The 16,467-nt window shown below is 65.7% G+C and carries 19 protein-coding genes and 1 pseudogene; 6 read left to right on the top strand and 14 right to left on the bottom strand.

The window, feature by feature from the left end; genetic code table 11:
- Positions 1 to 148 precede the first annotated feature (148 nt).
- The 9 genes from ABD844_RS39205 to ABD844_RS39165 all read right to left on the bottom strand — a co-directional run bounded on the left by ABD844_RS39205 (position 149) and on the right by ABD844_RS39165 (position 7,035).
- On the bottom strand, positions 149 to 859 hold the full coding sequence (locus tag ABD844_RS39205) for a TIGR02391 family protein (protein ID WP_344889925.1): 711 nt from the start codon (positions 857 to 859) through the stop codon (positions 149 to 151).
- 551 nt (positions 860 to 1,410) lie between these two features.
- The gene (locus ABD844_RS39200) at positions 1,411 to 2,559 is read right to left on the bottom strand and encodes a tyrosine-type recombinase/integrase (protein ID WP_344889923.1); all 1,149 of its coding nucleotides are present in this window, start codon (positions 2,557 to 2,559) and stop codon (positions 1,411 to 1,413) included.
- Entirely contained in the window at positions 2,556 to 2,780 is a 225-nt protein-coding gene (locus ABD844_RS39195; RefSeq protein WP_103961641.1) for an excisionase family DNA-binding protein, read from the bottom strand. The genes ABD844_RS39200 and ABD844_RS39195 overlap by 4 nt, the downstream gene beginning before the upstream one ends.
- On the bottom strand, positions 2,777 to 4,366 hold the full coding sequence (locus ABD844_RS39190) for a replication initiator (RefSeq protein ID WP_344889916.1): 1,590 nt from the start codon (positions 4,364 to 4,366) through the stop codon (positions 2,777 to 2,779). The genes ABD844_RS39195 and ABD844_RS39190 overlap by 4 nt, the downstream gene beginning before the upstream one ends.
- Complete coding sequence (locus ABD844_RS39185; RefSeq protein WP_344889914.1) at positions 4,363 to 4,527, bottom strand: hypothetical protein; 165 nt, start codon at positions 4,525 to 4,527, stop codon at positions 4,363 to 4,365. The genes ABD844_RS39190 and ABD844_RS39185 overlap by 4 nt, the downstream gene beginning before the upstream one ends.
- Positions 4,524 to 5,942 carry an FtsK/SpoIIIE domain-containing protein gene (locus ABD844_RS39180; RefSeq protein ID WP_344889911.1) on the bottom strand — a complete coding sequence of 473 codons (1,419 nt, stop codon included), beginning with the start codon at positions 5,940 to 5,942 and terminating at the stop codon, positions 4,524 to 4,526. The genes ABD844_RS39185 and ABD844_RS39180 overlap by 4 nt, the downstream gene beginning before the upstream one ends.
- 87 nt (positions 5,943 to 6,029) lie before the next feature.
- The gene (locus ABD844_RS39175) at positions 6,030 to 6,347 is read right to left on the bottom strand and encodes a hypothetical protein (protein WP_344889907.1); all 318 of its coding nucleotides are present in this window, start codon (positions 6,345 to 6,347) and stop codon (positions 6,030 to 6,032) included.
- Complete coding sequence (locus tag ABD844_RS39170; RefSeq protein ID WP_344889904.1) at positions 6,344 to 6,625, bottom strand: hypothetical protein; 282 nt, start codon at positions 6,623 to 6,625, stop codon at positions 6,344 to 6,346. Before ABD844_RS39170 ends, ABD844_RS39175 begins: the two co-directional genes overlap by 4 nt.
- Positions 6,625 to 7,035, bottom strand: coding sequence for a plasmid replication, integration and excision activator (locus ABD844_RS39165; protein WP_344889902.1), 411 nt, complete (start codon positions 7,033 to 7,035; stop codon positions 6,625 to 6,627). Before ABD844_RS39165 ends, ABD844_RS39170 begins: the two co-directional genes overlap by 1 nt.
- A 198-nt stretch (positions 7,036 to 7,233) precedes the next feature.
- On the opposite strand from ABD844_RS39165, the gene ABD844_RS39160 reads away from it, so the two are divergent.
- Entirely contained in the window at positions 7,234 to 7,620 is a 387-nt protein-coding gene (locus ABD844_RS39160) for a hypothetical protein (protein ID WP_344889899.1), read from the top strand.
- A 9-nt stretch (positions 7,621 to 7,629) separates the two neighbouring features.
- Here the strand turns inward: ABD844_RS39160 and ABD844_RS39155 are convergent, their stop codons facing one another.
- Together ABD844_RS39155 and ABD844_RS39150 are read right to left on the bottom strand one after the other, a co-directional pair.
- Complete coding sequence (locus ABD844_RS39155; protein ID WP_344889896.1) at positions 7,630 to 8,364, bottom strand: GntR family transcriptional regulator; 735 nt, start codon at positions 8,362 to 8,364, stop codon at positions 7,630 to 7,632.
- A gap of 235 nt (positions 8,365 to 8,599) precedes the next feature.
- Positions 8,600 to 8,902: a hypothetical protein gene (locus ABD844_RS39150; RefSeq protein WP_344889894.1), complete on the bottom strand. Its 303-nt coding sequence runs from the start codon at positions 8,900 to 8,902 to the stop codon at positions 8,600 to 8,602.
- 342 nt (positions 8,903 to 9,244) lie between these two features.
- On the opposite strand from ABD844_RS39150, the gene ABD844_RS39145 reads away from it, so the two are divergent.
- Positions 9,245 to 10,627 (top strand): NsdA family TPR-like regulatory protein, encoded by a 1,383-nt coding sequence (locus ABD844_RS39145; RefSeq protein ID WP_344889891.1) that lies wholly within the window; start codon positions 9,245 to 9,247, stop codon positions 10,625 to 10,627.
- The gene (locus ABD844_RS39140; RefSeq protein ID WP_344889889.1) at positions 10,624 to 11,166 is read left to right on the top strand and encodes a flavoprotein; all 543 of its coding nucleotides are present in this window, start codon (positions 10,624 to 10,626) and stop codon (positions 11,164 to 11,166) included. Before ABD844_RS39145 ends, ABD844_RS39140 begins: the two co-directional genes overlap by 4 nt.
- A gap of 163 nt (positions 11,167 to 11,329) precedes the next feature.
- Here ABD844_RS39140 and ABD844_RS39135 read toward each other — a convergent pair whose 3' ends face one another.
- The 3 genes from ABD844_RS39135 to ABD844_RS39125 all read right to left on the bottom strand — a co-directional run bounded on the left by ABD844_RS39135 (position 11,330) and on the right by ABD844_RS39125 (position 14,622).
- Positions 11,330 to 11,959 (bottom strand): DUF6461 domain-containing protein, encoded by a 630-nt coding sequence (locus ABD844_RS39135; RefSeq protein ID WP_344889886.1) that lies wholly within the window; start codon positions 11,957 to 11,959, stop codon positions 11,330 to 11,332.
- Between the two features lie 362 nt (positions 11,960 to 12,321).
- Positions 12,322 to 12,606 carry a hypothetical protein gene (locus tag ABD844_RS39130; RefSeq protein WP_344889884.1) on the bottom strand — a complete coding sequence of 95 codons (285 nt, stop codon included), beginning with the start codon at positions 12,604 to 12,606 and terminating at the stop codon, positions 12,322 to 12,324.
- 1,173 nt (positions 12,607 to 13,779) lie between these two features.
- Positions 13,780 to 14,622, bottom strand: coding sequence for a S1 RNA-binding domain-containing protein (locus ABD844_RS39125; RefSeq protein ID WP_344889881.1), 843 nt, complete (start codon positions 14,620 to 14,622; stop codon positions 13,780 to 13,782).
- A 212-nt stretch (positions 14,623 to 14,834) separates the two neighbouring features.
- Here ABD844_RS39125 and ABD844_RS39120 point away from each other — a divergent pair, with 212 nt between their 5' ends.
- From ABD844_RS39120 to ABD844_RS39115, 3 genes and pseudogenes are all read left to right on the top strand, one after another.
- On the top strand, positions 14,835 to 15,563 hold the full coding sequence (locus ABD844_RS39120; RefSeq protein WP_344889878.1) for a dienelactone hydrolase family protein: 729 nt from the start codon (positions 14,835 to 14,837) through the stop codon (positions 15,561 to 15,563).
- A gap of 183 nt (positions 15,564 to 15,746) precedes the next feature.
- Positions 15,747 to 15,854 (top strand): annotated as a pseudogene (locus tag ABD844_RS53430) (helix-turn-helix domain-containing protein); the annotation flags it as partial.
- A 107-nt stretch (positions 15,855 to 15,961) separates the two neighbouring features.
- Positions 15,962 to 16,411: a hypothetical protein gene (locus tag ABD844_RS39115; protein WP_344889876.1), complete on the top strand. Its 450-nt coding sequence runs from the start codon at positions 15,962 to 15,964 to the stop codon at positions 16,409 to 16,411.
- Positions 16,412 to 16,467 lie beyond the last annotated feature (56 nt).

Below are 16,467 nucleotides of genomic sequence, written 5' to 3'. Positions count from 1 at the left end.
TTGCCGGATTGCTCTTGTAGGTATTCAAGGGCGGCGCTTCGCGCCGCCACGCGGCCCGCTCGCGGCCCCACGCTGCGCGTGCGGCCTGGGGGCCGTTCTCGCGCGCGCCCGCGCTCGGGCCGCGTCTGTCTTCTACGCAATGAACCCATCAGGAATCCTCGGCCGTCTCGACCACACATTCATCCACCCAGCGCGCCAACACACTGAACGCGGTCAGGTACTGAAACGCTTCCTGTTCGCCCCAGTCGAGCATGTGCTGGTGGGTAGCGACATTCCGAATGCCAGTAAAGCATCCGAAGGCAAAAGCTACCGCGCCTTCTTGTCTGCTCCGCCATGTCTCCGTGCTCCGATCCCCAGCGAACCGAAGCCTTGGGGCGCCAGGCTTGGGATCCTCCTTGCTGAACGCCTGCTTGAGTAAGTTGCCTTCAGAGATATCTGTGCGGCCGATCTTCGACTGTGTGTGCGCACTTATCGAGCGAGCAGCCTGCGCCACGGCCTCGCGGTAGTGACCGGCGTCCCAGAACGTAGAAGCTGCGTCCCAAACCCAAGGGTGCAACTGCGCTGCATACATCAACGGCCCACCAGGGCCGAGATTTTCCTCTACCTCCTTCCAGTCGCGCAGCATACCAATCGCGGCGTTGACATCCTGTTCGATCTGCCATCGGTCATCCCATGAGAATCGATCGCTCATCGTGGGATCTAACCTGCGCATGATCGTATGTGAGGTACGGGAAAGTTGCTGCACATTGCGAAGAGCGTCTTCTGGGGAAAGATGCATGCGGGATTCCCCGCGCCGATCTAGCTCTTCAAGCGCGGAAGCGTATAGTTCTAAGCGCTCGATACACCATTGAATGTTCACGAGAGTAACCCTAGCGGCAGCGATCAATGGCTTCTTGTGATCGAATAACCCTGGGCGCTCCGGCTCCGGGATGATCGCCGAACCGAGAGTGGGGCCGTAGGTGGCTGAGGTGGAAGCCTGATCATCCCGCCCGCCATCGACCCGGGACAAGCCGAGCAGACCAGGGCCACGGGGTCAAGGTCGTTCGTCCAGTGGGGCGCTCCACCTTGACCCCGTGGCCCTGGCCCGCTTCCCCTTCGGGCGGGTCGACGGCAGACGGGATGATCAGGCGGGCGGCGTGTGCGCGTCGCGCGAGAAACACCAGGTCGCGGGCTGATCGTCGTGCCATTAGCGTGCCATTAAGGGCGGTAACGAGGGGTCAACCACGGTCACTCACGACCAGCCTCAGACCCAGGTCAACGCCCCTACGAGGCAAGATCCCTACAATTCCCAAGCTGACAGCGCGGGTTCGATTCCCGTCACCCGCTCTCAGACTGAAAAGCCAGGTCAGGGGTTTGATTCCCGACCTGGCTTTGATCGTTCCTAGGACTCTTCTCGATCTTCCGTGCCCGTTACGTGCCCGATCCGTCTGGATCTTGCTCGTCTGGCTCGGGTTCCTCGGGCTTCAGGGCTTCCTCGGCGAGCTTGCCGAGAGCGTCTGCGATGGCCCTGTCACGCTCCATCGCGGTGTGCTGGTAGATCAATGCCGCCCTCGTCGAGGAGTGCCCCATCCGGGTCATCAGGTCCCGCAGAGTCGCGCCGGACTGAGCGGCGAGGGTGTTTCCAGTGTGGCGAAGATCATGAAAGTGGAAGCCGCTGAGCTTGGCCTTCTTGAGGGTCGCCGCCCAGACACGGGTGAAGTTCGCGCGTCGAAGCTTGGCACCCTTGGGGCCGACGAAGACGTGTCCGTGTTCGCCCTTCTCGGCGTACGTCTCCATGTGCTTGCGGAGGTCCGGGAGCAGGGTCTCGGGGATGCTGACGAGGCGCTTGCCCGCTTCCGACTTGGGCGGACTGATCGTCACAGAGCCGTCCTTCAGTTCGGTCGTGGTGCCGACGATGCGGATCGTTCCCGCGTTCAGGTCGAGGTTCTTGCGCTGGAGTGCTGCCAGTTCGCCCCACCGCAGGCTGGCGAAGGTGGCGAGCAGGATCAGCATGCGGAATCGAGGCTCGGTGGCGTCGGCCAGGACGAAGACCTGCTTCATGGTCAGTACTGGCCGCTCGGGCGAATCCTCCTTACCCGCCTTCTTGATGGTGCACGGGTTGGCCTTGATCAGCCCGTCCTCCACCGCCGTGTTGAAGACGGCCTTCAGGAGCCGGTATGCCTTGGCCACGGTGACCGGTCCTACACCGTTGTCGAGGAGCTGCTTGCGCCATTTGCGGATGTGAGCGACCTTGACCTCGCTCATCGCACAGTTGCCGAAAGTCGGGAGGAGATGGATGCGCAGAAGGCCCTCGTAGAGCTGGACGGTCTTCGGACGCAGTCCCGGGCGCTCGTCGATCCACGTCGAGCCGTACTCCTTGAAGCTGACCTTCCCCAGGTCCGGGTTCAGCCAGTCGCCGGCCAGCAGTTCGGCCTCTTTCTTGGTCAGCCAGATCTCGGCTTCCTTCTTGGTGGCGAAGGTGTTTGGCGCGGTACGGTCCACGCCGTCCGGTCCCGGATACCTGGCCTGGAATCGTCCCGAGGGGAGTTTCCGAACGCGCCCGAATCGGCGCTTGCTCATGCCGCCCTCCACGTGCGGGTGGAAATGGGATGGACGAGGCCCGCCGCGATGAAGTCGTTGAGCGCGGATTCGGGAATGCGAACCTTGCGCCCGATGCGGACGAAGGTGATCCGGCGTTCTTCGATGAGACGCCGGGGGAACCGCTCACTGGTGCTGAGCCGTTCCGCTACTTCGGTGACGGTGAGCAGGCGGTCAACGGGGCGCTTGGATGCCCCGCTCATGCCGCCCTCCCTTCAGTTGCCGAAAGATCTTGGCCTTCTGCTCTGGCCTGGAGTTCGGCCATGTGGGCGCGCCAGCGTTGCCGCTCGCGGACGGATCGCAGGAGCCGCATGGCGAGCGGGGGCACGTTGGCGTCGCCGGCCGGGACGGGCTTCCAGACGTAGCGGTGTGGGTCCGTTGGTTCGTCGGTCTTGCCGAGGGCTTCCAGGACCCAGGTGCGGCGGTCCTGTTTGTGTTCCGCCAGCGTCTTGTTCGACCACTTGCGGGAGACCAGGACGCGACGGCCCGCGTAGCCGAGGTGTTCGGGCTTGTGCGCCTTGGAGCGGCAGCGGCCGGGAGTCATCCCGGCTTTGGCGTCCTTGGGTTGGACGCCGTGGCGGAGCCAGTTCGGGCAGGTGGGTGAGCAGGGTTCGTAGCGCAGGGCCTCGACGAAGCGGGCCGCGTGCTCCTGCCGGGCCTGGCTGTCGAGTCCGTCGCCGAGGCTCTTGGTCAGGTACTTGGACAGGTAGCGGATGCACTGGTCGGCGTCCTTGGTGCCGGCGAGCACGCCCTTGACGTCCACCTGGTCACCGAAGCGGATCACATGCAGCGGCTCGGCGTCCAGTTCGTCGAGAGCCTCGTCCCAGGAGGGCAGGACCTCGCCGGTGTCGGGATCGAGATAGCCGGCCCCTTCCTGCCAGACCGGCAGATGTTCGCCCTCGAAGACCACCTGATCGACGGATGGCCACCACACCTGGTGATAGGTGGCGGCCGCGATCTGCTTGATCTCCGCTCGTGGGAGCGTCCCGCGGATGGCCATGTGCAGGTGCGGGGCGAGCCGCTTCTGTGGTTCCACGGTGGCGAAGTACTGCACGTCGTAGCCGGCGACGCGGCGCAGGTTCTGCACGAACCGGTCTACCAGTTTGGAGAAGTGCAGCGCGTCCCGAGCGGCTCGTGCGTAGTCGTAGGTGTCGGGATCAACGGGCGCGCCGTCGCGAACTTTGCCGTACGAGGGCAGGGTGAGCGTGACGAACAGCGAGGGCCGGTAGGTCCTGCCGTCTGGGGCCTGGAAGGTCTGGCCCAGCGACGTGTGCGTCATCGTGCGTTTGGGCAGGTCCGGCGCGTCCTGCCGCCGTCTGGTCGAGCGTGAGCGCTTGGCGGTGGCTCTGCCGAAGATGCTTCCGCGCATGCCGGCCGCGTTGATCTCCTCGTCCAAGCCCTCGATGACCGCGTCCAGGTCGGTGGTGTCGCCGCCGTCGCGTTCTGTGTCGTCGCGCTGGGCTTGGATGTCGGCGCGGAACTCGACCAGCCAGCATTGTTCCTCGTTGGGCTGGTCCGGGGTGATCGTGGGTTCCTTGTCCAGGTGCCAGCCTTCCCGGCATTGGGCCTTGCGTAGTTGCTTGTTGCGCTTGGCGCACGGCGGGCACTTGCTGTCCATCGGCGAGCCGCACGGGACGTCGATGATCTCCCACTGGCCGGTGTGGGTGTCGAGCCGCTTGAGCGGGACGGGCCGGATGCACACGCCGTGTTGCTTGGCGACCTCTTCCATGACGTCGCGGGCCAGCGGTTGGGCCATCCGCAGGGCGCGAGGGGTGGACCGGTCTGTCATTGGCAACCCTCCTTCCTTGCCTCGCCGATCTCGGGGAAGATCAGTGCCGACTGTCCGCACTCGCGGCACTCGACCGCCGCCCGTCTTGGGTCGAGCCAGAGCGTGTTGAGGGTCTTGCAGGTCGAGCAGCGCAGCCCGTCGAGGAAGTAGGCCAGAGTCATCGGGCCTCCCCGATCTGGGCGGCCATGGCGCGGATGTCGGTGTCGGAGACGTAGGCCGCGCGGACGCGTACCGGGTCGGGTGAGGTTTCCAGCCGGACGTAGCCGACGCCCGCGCCTTTGCCGGGGTTCGGTGAGATCCGGTCGGCGAGTGCGCCCCGGTCGCGTGCGCCGTCGCCGAGGACCATGTCCACCTGTTCCGACTCGTCCAACCTCAGGGCGATCTTGTCGGGGAACAGGTTGCGGATGGTCATGACCTCCTTGCGTGGGTCCTGGAGCGCCGCCAGGACGCCCACACCGACCGCCCGTCCCTGAGTGGTGAGCGTGGCCAGGGCTGCGGAGACGCGCCGCTTCAGGTCCTTGTCGGCCTGGTACGCGGTCAGGAACGCGACCTCATCGACGACGACCAGGACGAACGGGTCTTCGACGGTGGGAGTGTGCGAGCGCTGGACACCGCCGAAGCGCGCGGCCCGCTCCTGCATCTTCTTGACAGCCTGCTCCAGCAGGTTGGCGCACTCTTCTGGGGTGGCGGCGTAGTGAGGGCCGAACAGGGCACGGCCGAACGAGAGTTCCATGAGTTTGGGGTCCAGCGCCCAGATCTCGACCAGGCCCGCCCGGAGCGCGGGGAGTAGCGCGCGGATGGTGGACCAGATGATGGAGCCTTTGCCCGCACCGGTGGCTCCGGCGACCAGGACGTGTGTGCCGAGGATCTTCAGCAGCCAGGGAGAGCCGTCCTCTTGCCTACCGATCTCGACCGGCCCCACAGTCGCCACGGCCGGGACGGGGAGCGCGGGGATCGGTGTGGCCAGCGGATCACGCCGAGGGAAGGTCAGCACCAGCCGACCCGCCTTGATGACCTGGATACGGCAGGAGGGCGCGCCGAAGCCGTGCGCGAGATGGTCGATGCGGTCGGCCCAGTCCTTGACCGCCTGGCCGTCGAGCATGCGCACGGTGACGGTGTCGGCCCAGGCGTTGCAGGTGACTTTGCCGAGTCGGGGCAGGTAGTCACGGCCGCGTAGATGTCGGCCGAGCCCGGAGACAATCATGACGGGCTGCCAGTGGCGGCGGTAGACGAAGATGAGCCGCCACCAGGCCAGCAGCCGCCGGCCGACCCACCGGGCGCACGAGCCGCGATCGACGACGGCCCAGGCGGCCAGGCCCGTTGGTAGGGGAGCGATCAGGAGCAGCGCCGTTTGCCAGCCATAGAGCCAGCACAGCACGGACGGCACCACCAGGACCCCAATGGCGATGGGGTGCCGCCAGACGGTACGGACCAGGCCCGCCAGGAGCCGACCGGCCAGGATGACGATGGTGACGATGGCGGGGGTGGTGACGACGGCCGGGCGGAAGACGACGGCCGTGTCAGGGGTGGTGGAGACGAGGTTGCGCGCCTCGTCGCCGGGAAGCCTGCGGAACATAAGCTTGATGCCTCTCGTGATGTGGAGTCGTGGGAGAACCGAGGGGCCGCCGGAAGTTGGCGCTTCTGGCGGCCCCGTCTTGCCTGGTCAGGCCGCCGTGTCGGTGGCGGCCTTGCCGGTGGCCGGCCGGTTGGTGTGCAGGCGCTCGCAGTCGGCCAGGTAGCGAGCGGCGGCGTTGAAGATCTCTCGGGCGATGCTGAGGTCGTCGTCGGTGACGGGGCCGGCACCGGTGGTGGAGATCGACACGTTCGCCTCACGGGAGGCGATCTCCAGGTAGGGGCGCGGGTTGTCGAGCATTCCGGCGCGGATGTGCAGGTCCGCCGTGTGGAAGGAGACGTTCAGACGCGGAGCGGTGCCGGGCTCCATCGACAGCGTGAGGTAGGTGTACGGGGCGAGGCTGCTCATGCCGCCGCCTCCCTTGCCGTTATCCCGTGGTCGCCGACCGTGGCGCGGTAGGTGCGCTCGATCGATCGGGCGTAGCGGGCGGCCTCGTGGGCGAGCTGGCGGGCGAAGGTCAGGTCGTCCGCGGTGACAGGTCCTTTCGTGGTGACCAGGACGCAGATGGCTCCGAAGTCGAGCGCCAGCACGGGCTCACGGTGGCCGTAGGGGTGGAGCAGGGTCCGGGCGGTCCGGCCGGTGGTCAGCCGGATCACGCTGGTTCGGGGGGTACGGCGTCGGGTCATCAGGCGGCGTCCTTTCCGGCCTTGGCCGGGGTGGTCGGGTGGGGAGCGTGCATGTCGCGGACCTTGATCGAGTAGGCGAGCCGACCGGCGGCGTTGACGTACGGCGTGACGGACATGCCGTCGAACGCGACCGGCGTGAACGGCAGCCCCGGCATCGGGGACGGCGGCACCGGCTGGACCGGCGCGAGGATCTTGACCGCCACCGTCTTCTGCGCGGGCTTGAGGGTCGGGTCACCGTCCATGACCGCGACCTGCCAGACCAGCTCTTGGGTCTGCTTGTCGCGGGCCTGCACGAACCGCCCGCCGGAGGAGGCGTCGAAGTCCTTGACGGGCTCGACCTCGCCGACGATGTAGCAGCCGTGCGGGAAGACCATGGCGAAGGTGACGGGGATGGGGCCTTGCAGAGCCATGATGGCTCCTCTCTTGAGTGTCAGACACTTGACCTATCAAGTGCTCTTATGAGAGTAGGGTCGCGGCACTTGGTAGGTCAAGTTACATGGGCGAGAGTGACAGCCGTGTCACCAATCCGATAGACAGTTGCCCGAGCCGGTGGCCGGACATTTCAGGAGGATCCAGTGCGAATCTTGTGGGGTTGCTTAGCCGTATTCGTGATCGCCCCACTGGTCGGACTGTTCTACCTGATCATGACCCCTATATGGCGAGACAATGCTCGATTCGACGACTTCCGCGAACGCGTACTGGCCTATCCGCTACCGCCCGAGACCCGCAGCACAAGCGACAGCGAGGCCACCTTCGGCAAGATATCCGGCGGGAACGGCGACTACTGCGAGTATCGAGTCCGGCTGATCCTTCAGACCGGCCTGTCACAGAAGGAGATCTGGGCCCATTACGGCAGGGCCGCCATCGCCGGAGCCGACGACAGCGAGAAAGTGGAAGTCCGCATACGCTTCGGCGAAGAGACCGGAAACAGTAGAGCCGTCATCGTGGAGTTCGGCGACATAAGCCCCAGTGACTGGGACTGGCGCTGCACGTAAACTGCCGCATTATCGGGTGATCGGGTAGGCGTCTTCCAGCTCGTGCCGGTCCGCCGGAAGCAACACCTCAACCACGGCCAGGGGACGGCCGGCGGCATCGCGGACGGCACCGAAGACGGCCAGGAGCGGGACGTTCTTGGGCATGCCGAGATGCTTGCACTCCTGAGCGGTGGGCATACGGGCGGTGATCTGCTCCACGATGTGATCGAAGCGGACCCCCTTGCGAGACTGGAGATGCTGCCGGATGCCCTCCCGCAACGGCTCGCCACTGGTCAGGTCGGTACCCTCTGACAGTTCCAGAGGCAGCCACAGCGAGACCAACTCGCTCGGGTCGCCATCGCGGACGATCAGGCGCCGGCGTAGGAACGCCCTGCTCTTGGGCTGTGCATCCAGCAACGTCGCCACCCGATTGGGCAGCGCGACCGCCCCGGCCTCGACCAACTCGCCAGGGGCGTTGGTCTCCGGATTGGTCAGATACGCCTGCCCGGGACGGTTGGGCTCCACCGAGGCCATCGCGGGACGGCCCCGCACGAAACGACCCTTGCCCTGCTGAGACTCGATCCAGCCCTGCTCACGCAGCACCCGCAGCGCCGCGACCACCGTGGGCCGCGAGACGCTGAACTCTTGGATGAGCTGGTGCTCGCTGGGAAGGAGCGAGCCGGGCGGATAGGTTCCCGACTCGATACGCCGTTGGAGCGCCTGCACAAGCTGCGCATACTTCGGCGGCACGGACTCTAGCGACATTACGACCGTCCAACACCCGACAGGTTGTTTTACCAAGTTTGATCGTATCCCGGCACAGCCCGCCTGTCCACGCAGGCACCAGCAGCCCATGCCACTCACGCGTACGCCCCGACAGGCCAGGCCGGCAGCAGGCGGGCAGAGGAAGCCCTTGGGGATGACGTCACCCCAGCCCGCCAGGACAAGAGGCAACGAGGCAGCGCAACGCGCACCAAGCCCCGCCGCCGGCGCACTGCCACTACCTCGCCGAACCGTCTCGGCGACGCTTGACGTACTTGGCCAGAGCCAAGGCCGCACCCTGCGGGTCGCGGGTCGGGTGCCGCCTGCTCGCGTCCTGCCAGCAGTAGTGGGCCCCGTGGTGGTCGATCACCACCGGCTCCGGCAGCCCAGGATGCGGCCGGGACACCATCAGCGCACTGTTGTTGTCGCGCAGCTCCGCATTCACGCCCAGGGCGACCAGCTCATCACGCAGCCGCACGAGCATACGTTCGCTGGCCCACCGCACGACATCCGCCGCCAGCTCAGCCACAGTCGGCTTCACCTTTCGCTCCCTTCGGCCCGGCCGCTTCCGAGGCAGTCGAGACACTCCCGCTCCCCATGTGAGGTCTGATCTTCGGTGCCGTCTCCGACGAGGAGCGCCCTCCGCGAGGCGCACAGCTTGATCCCCCGCCCCCGACACGCAGAGCACGGCGTTGTCCCGCTGTTCTCATCTGGCCGGATCACCGTCGCCATCACCTCGTTCATCCGGCATTCCCTGCGTCGGGAACCCGCTTGACGTACCTTGTTGGTTGATGGCAAGTCCACCGGCAAACAAGAATGCGCAGGACCCCCGAACGGCCCCCCTTGTTACTCCTCTTAACCCCTCGCCGAAAGCTGACCAGACATGGCGGAAGCGACCCCAAACGCTCAACTCCGTGCATGGCGCGAAGAGGCAGATCTAACCCGCGCCGAAATGGCCAAAATGATCAACCTCTCCAAGAACGGCATCAAACACCGCCTGACCTGCGACGAGGAGCGCATCCGCCGATGGGAGGCGGGCGAGGTCAAATGGCCGCGCGAACCGTACCGGCTCGCCATCAAGGACGTCACGCACAAGAACGCCGAGGACCTGGGGTTCGTGCCGACGAAGCGCGCCCGCCCATCCGACATTTCCCCCACTAAGGTTGATAGCATCACGAACGCGCCACGCCCTGTAAAACTGGTCAAGGGGGAGGGCGAAGACGACGTGCGACGCCGGGAATTCGTCGGGCTGACGGGGGCCGCCCTGTTCAGCGCAATGATCGGTGACCCGGCACCAGCCGAAGCCAAAGACCTCAATATTGAGAACCTCGCCACCGCACTTGTGGACTACTCAACTCCCGCAGACGGCCCAATCGACCTCGAATCCCTGGTCAGCGCAGTGTCCACCGCGAAGCGCAACTACCAAGCGTGCCGATACACGCAGGTGACGGATGCGCTCCCCGTACTACTCCGCAAGCTGCGCGCCGCCTGTGCCTTGCTGCACGGCGACGACCGACTTCGAGCACACGCCCTGACCGCCGAGGCGTACCACGTCACAGCCTCCATCCTGCTCAAGCAGGAAGACAAGGGCCTCGCCTGGCTCGCGGCAGACCGCAGCGCCCAAGCCGCGCACGCCAGCCAGAGCCCGCTCATGATCGGCTCAAGCTCGCGCATCATCACCCACGCCCTCATGGACGGCGGGCACCACCGCGCCGCCACCGACCTCGCCCGGGATGCAGCCGAGCGCATGGACGCCGACCTCGCCACTCCTTCCGCCGACGACCTGTCCATCTATGGGTCCCTGCTCCTACGTGGCGCTGTCGCCGCCGCGAGCGCCGGCAACCGACACAACAGCGCCGAACTCCTCGACGAAGCCGCCGAGGCGGGCATGCGCCTGGGCCACGAAGGCAACCACATGTGGACCGCGTTCGGCCCCAACAACGTCCTGTGCCACCGCGCCAACATCGCCCTTCGCTTCGGCGACGCGGGCACCGCCATCGACTACGCGCGCCAGGTCGATCTAGACAAACTGCCGATCAACGAACGCAAGGCCACACTGCTGCTCGACACCTCCAACGCGTTCCTGATGTGGAACCAGCACGACAAGGCACTTCACATCCTGCGCGCCGCAGGCGAACTCGCCCCAGAGGAAATCACCGGCCGCCCCGCGGCCCTCCGGCTGGTACGTGACATCCTGGCAACCGCCCCGATCAGCGTCCGCCGCGAAGCCCGCGAATACGCGGCAGCCCTGGGAGTCCAAGCGTGACCCAGCCTGGCAAGGTTCTGTACGTCATCGTCTGCGCCGCAGGCCCCGCCCCCTATGTAGGGCGACTCGTCACCATGGCCCAAGACCAGGGCTGGACCGTCCAAATCATCGCCACCCCACCCGCGTTGGACTTCATCGACGCCCCTCAACTCGAACAGCAGACCGGACGCCCTGTCCGCAGCCAGTACCGCAACCCGGACGAACCGAGGTCACCCCGCGCCGACGCGATCATCGTCGCCCCCGCCACCTACAACACGATCAACAAGTTCGCCCAAGGCATCGCCGACACCTACGCCCTAGGCGTCCTCTCCGAAGCGCCAGGGCTGGACATCCCAGTCGTCGTACTGCCCTTCGTCAACAGCGCTCTCGCCTCTCGCGCACCCTTTCGCCGCAGCGTCGAAGACCTACGCGCCGAAGGGATCCGCGTCCTCTTCGGCCCAGGCCAGTTCGAGCCCCACCCGCCGAACTCAGGAGGCGACCGCATCGACGCGTACCCCTGGAAACGCGCACTCGCAGAGCTTGCCGAATTGCTCTCATAGGGATCAAGCGGCGGCGCGCCGCGCCGCCGTACGCCCCGCGCCAGCGTCCCCGCGCCACGCTGCGGCCTGGGGGCCGGTCACGGCGCGGGCGCCACGCGGGGCATCGCCGCACAACCGCCGCGCCATGCCAGCCCGCCGCACCGACCACCGGCACGCCGCCGCATCAGGCCTGATGACGACGAGCCGCGACATCGCCTCCCAGCAACAGGCCGTTCAAGACGTCCGGCGTCAACATGACACCTGTCAACCTCGCCGCCAGCAGCAGAGCGCCATCTACCGTCGGCTGATCAAACTCCCACTCCCGGTTCTCCTCCGCCTCATCTTCGTCTTCGCCCTCCGGCTCGTACGCAGGATCAAAGCCCACGTCCCTCATCAGATTCACCAGACGATCCGGATCACTTCCAGAACGCCATGCGGGAATCATCGGGTCGAAAGCGGTCACCAGCTCTCCGTCAACGGCGTAGGCAAAGCGGTCAGTCGCATCATCATGTCGCCGCACCGACACGGCCTCGGTCCCGACTGACAGCGTCGGTAAAGCGTCCAACGCCGCCCAGCCGAACACCTCGATGAGCACAGTCCAGCCATCCAGACGTCCCGCCAAAACCACGTCGGGGGGGAACAGCCTCGGATCCATCAACTCCTCATATCGAAGAGGCCGGATACTCCGCTCTCCCACGCCCGCACGGCGAAGCGCCTCAGGCTCGTCAAGCCCACGAACAAAGGTCAGACACCAAATGCCAAGGAGCCCATAGTCATGGGCGATCCAAGCGACATCGTCATAAGCGAACTCCACGCGCCCGCGCTCCCTGCCGTCCTTCGAACGGTGCTGCCAAAGTAGCGATCAACTCCGACAGCCACGTCGGTCCACTGGGCTGTACGGCCTTGCACACCATTTGCCTCCGGCGGGGGCACTCCGGCTCCGGGATGATCGCCGCGTGGGCCTGAGGTCCGTAAGTGGCTGAGGTGGAAGCCTGATCATCTCGCCCGCCATCGACCCGGGACAAGCCGAGCAGACCAGGGCCACGGATACCAGATCGTTCGTCCGGTGGGGCGCTCCATCTGGTACCCGTGGCCCTGGCCCGCTTCCCCTTCGGGCGGGTCGACGGCAGACGGGATGATCAGGCGGACGGGGTGCACGCAGGTGCGCAACCTGCACTACTCGACGTAGGTGCCGTCCGATCGGATTATCTGGTCACGTGTAAATGGAGCGTCGGTTGACCGGCGTCGTCTATCGCTCACTGCCACGATCATCCGGAGGCCCTCGTCGGCGTCGCGAACGACGTAGGTGAGGATCTTGTACTCGTTGCCGTCCCGCCCGACAATGTTCTCCCAGTCCTTGTCCCCGTTCTCTTCCATGAGGGCAAGCTCCGCGTAGATGGCAACGCGACGCCAGCGGGCCAGATACTCCTCTGCGATCTCGGCCGCGACCTGCTCGTTCATCCCCACATCCTCGCCTAAGGTCCTGCCATTAGCGTGCCATTAAGGGGAGCAACGAGGGGGCAACCGCGGTCACTCAGGATCGGTCTCAGCCGCAGGTCAACGCCCCCACAAGCCAAGATCCCTGCAATTCCCAAGCTGACGGCACTGGCCTGAGGATCAGAGATAATCAAGCGGGAACGTCTCAAGAGGGTCGTTAGGTCGATCGGCCCACGCCCACCAGCGATGATTGGCAGGGCAACTCCATCGAACGCGGCACGTAGGTTTGGCATCCTCCTCGCGGTGCATCAGGTAGAAGCCGCTAAAGGTTATTCTCTGGGCGCATAAAGGGCAGCGCATCGCAGCTTCATCTGCTTCGGCCATAGAAGCCCGCTACCGAAGCTGCTTCCGAGGTGTGCGGGCTCGGGCCGTGCCCGTTGCGTGCCCGTTCGGAGAGCGATCAGCGGGGAGTCACGGGACTTACGGTCACTCGACCGGCATATGCCCAGGTCAGTGTTTCCCCTGCTCAGAGGGTGTGATCTTGAAAGAGTTCCCAAGCTGACAGCGCGGGTTCGATTCCCGTCACCCGCTCTCGTGCTTCAAGGCCCAGGTCGGACGGAATCCCCGGACCCTGGGCCTTGATTGTTCCCGGACTGGTTCGATCTTCGCGGGCCGCTAACTCTTGATCACCCTGTCAGGTCCAGCGCGCCTGCCGTGACCGCCCGCGCGACCTTCGCCGCCAGCCCCAAGCTCGTGGCCGGCCTCGTGGAACTCATCGCCGAGGCACGCAAAGCCGCTGAGTATGACCAGCACACTGCCGAATAGGTCTTGTGGGTATCAAGCGGCGGCGCTGCGTGCCGCTGTACAGCGGCCCGTTGCTTGCCCGCCGGCCGGGCGTGCGGCCTGGGGGCCGGTCCCGGACGGCGGCGGGACACCGGGCCGGCCGCCGCACGCCTACCTCGCTGTACCAACCGAACGCTCCAGGCGGGTTGCCGCGCCGCCGCACAGATGCAGCCCTACGATCGCCATGTTGTAGCCGGTGACCATAGATGGTTGGGGGCGATCGAAGGTTCATGGCTTCGTTCCTCAGCCCTGGCCCACCGGATAGCGGGCACCTGTCTATACGCGCCCCCGCTTTCGGTGAGCTCGGCAGGCCGGCATCGGTCTCGGAGCGTGCTGTCCCCCGTCCAAGTGTCATCAAGGCGGAGGATCGGAATCGGCCTTCTTGCGGGAGAGGAGCAATCGGCGGTGATCGCGATCCAGGCGGGTGATAGTCACCTTGACGCAGTCACCGACCTGAACGACTTGGTCGGGAGTTTCGACAGGTATAGAGGCAAGCTCGTCCAAGGGCACTAGGCCCTCGATGCCCTCTACGACTCTGACGAAGACTCCGAATGGGGCGAGCTTGGTTACGGTTCCGCAGAATTCTTGTCCCTCGTGAGCCGCATCTGTGAATTGCTGGAAAGCATCCGGCCGAGGTAGAAGTGCCCGAAGCGAGAGCCTGGCTTCGCCCTGTGTGGTGTCGAAGCAGAGAACGGAGCAGGTGACTCGCTGCCCTACCTCGACAACCTCAGAGACGTCGTCGAAACGTCGCCAGGACAGCTCGGGGATGGAGATGAAACCTACTCCTGGATAGACGGGATGTGGGGGCCCATCGTCTAGCGCTATGAATACACCAAACCGCTGCACGTCTGCAACTTCGCCGCTGAGTACCTCACCAGGGCGGAGTCCTTTCAAAAATGCCCAGAGTTCGGGATTCTCGGTCGCGGCCAGGGAGAGGCTGATTCTTTTCTGTTCTTCATCGACACAGATCACTTCGGCGGTGACACGCCGACCGATCTGTATGACTTCATCTGACCGGCTACACCAGGAGACGTCCAAAGGCCCGATCTCCGCCGATGCCAGCCCTAGGCGCCCGTCGAGCCTCACCGCAGCCCCAAGCGGACGGCCCACTTCTGTGATCGTCCCCGTGACGACGTCGCCGACCCGAACCGCTCTCAAGATCTCAACTATGGCTTGATCGTCCGTCGGCCTACCCACACCGCCCACCTTGTCATACCTAGTGCCGTATCAGGCAACGTTTGCCCCGACGAGGCGCGATTGATGTTCTTTGTGATACCTTCGGCGTCGCTGTGCAGTACTGCGAATTCGAGGAGGTGAGTCCGATCAACGCTGTGACAGGTCGGGGCTCCCTCCTTTGCATGGCCTAGGGAGCGCCCGCACAAGGCATTCCCGAAAGGCTTGAAACGCTGATGCGCTTCACCTCCCAGACGTCGTCGGACGGCGTCACCGAACTGTTCTTCACCCTCGACGAGATCCCCGGCGTGCTGTGGATGCCGGAAGACGCCTGCGGTACTCGTCCCCTGATTCTGCTGGGCCACGGCGGCAGGCAGCACAAGACGGCCCCCGGCAACGCGTCCCGCGCGCGTCGCTACGCCGCCGAGGGTTTCGCGGTCCTCGCGATCGACGCGCCCAACCACGGCGACCGGCCCCAGGACGAGGAGTTCGGCCGGATCGCGGCCGGGATGCGGGCCGGCATGGCCGCCGGTGAGAATCCGGGCGCGCTGGTCGCCGGCATGCACAGCTATCTGGCCGGTCAGGCCGTCGCCGACTGGCAGGCAGTCCTGACCGCGGTCCAGCACCTCGACCAGGTCGGCGTCGGCCCGGTGGGCTACTGCGGCATGTCGATGGGCTGCGGGCTCGGCATCCCGCTCATCGCCGCAGAGCCCCGGATCCGCGCCGCGGTGCTGGGCCTGCTCGGCGTGCATGGGCTGGCCGAAGACGCCGCGCGAATCACCGTGCCTGTGCAGTTCCTGGTCCAGTGGGACGACCAGATGGTGCCGCGGGACCAGAGCCTGGCCTTGTTCGACGCCCTGGCCTCGGCTCACAAGACGCTGCACGCCAACCCCGGCAAGCACGAGGATGTGCCGTCGTTCGAAGAGGACAACTCGCTGAGGTTCTTCACCCGGCATCTGAGCTGACACGAGATCGCAGTGCCCGGCGCGCTGGGCCGGAAGTCGTTTCCGGCCCAGCGCGTTCGGTCCAGACTGTTCGGCATGGCCGAGCGGGTACAGGTGCGAGAGATCGATGACGACGAGTGAAACCGGCTGCTGCGCATCATCCGGCGTGGCAGCGGGTCGGTGGTGAACTGGCGACGGGCGCAGATGGTGCTGCTGTCGGCCCAGGGCATGACCACCACACATATCGCCAGAGTGGCTTTCACCAGCGAGGACCGGGTCCGTGATGTGATCCACAACTTCAACGCCGACGGGTTCGACTCCCTGTATCCCAGTACAAGGGCGGCCGTGCACCGACGTTCACGCTGCCGCAACGCCGCGAGATCAAGAAGGTCGCCAAGTCCAGGCCGGCTGAGCACGGGTTGCCGTTCTCCTGGTGGAGCCTTGCCAAGCTGGCCGATTTCCTGGTCGCCGAGGGGGTGGTCGAGGACATCAGCCATGAGGGCCTGCGCGAGCTTCTACGTGCGGAAAACGTCTCCTTTCAAGCCATAAAGACCTGGAAGGGCTCCCGCGACCCGGACTACGCGACCAAGAAGGCCCGCATCGAGCACCTGTACGCCATCGCCGAGGGCGAGGTCGTCCCCGACCCCGGCGAACCACCGGTGATCTTCTGCATGGACGAGTTCGGGCCGCTCAACCTCCAGCCCCGCCCCGGCCGCCAGTGGACCGACGTCGGCGGCAAGGGCAAGGATCCCGATCGCGAACCGCGGCCCAGAATGCGCGCCACCTACACCCGCACCCAAGGGGTACGGCACCTGTTCGCCGCGTTAGACCTGGCCAAGGACAAGATGTACGGGCACATCAAGAAGTGAGGCGTTTCTGACTTAATGATGCAGATCGCAGATTCTTCAGCCAGCATCGGTGGCTC

The sequence above is a fragment of the Nonomuraea antimicrobica genome (genome assembly GCF_039536965.1).
GTDB lineage: Bacteria > Actinomycetota > Actinomycetes > Streptosporangiales > Streptosporangiaceae > Nonomuraea > Nonomuraea antimicrobica.
This window is presented reverse-complemented; position numbering and strand designations above follow the sequence as displayed.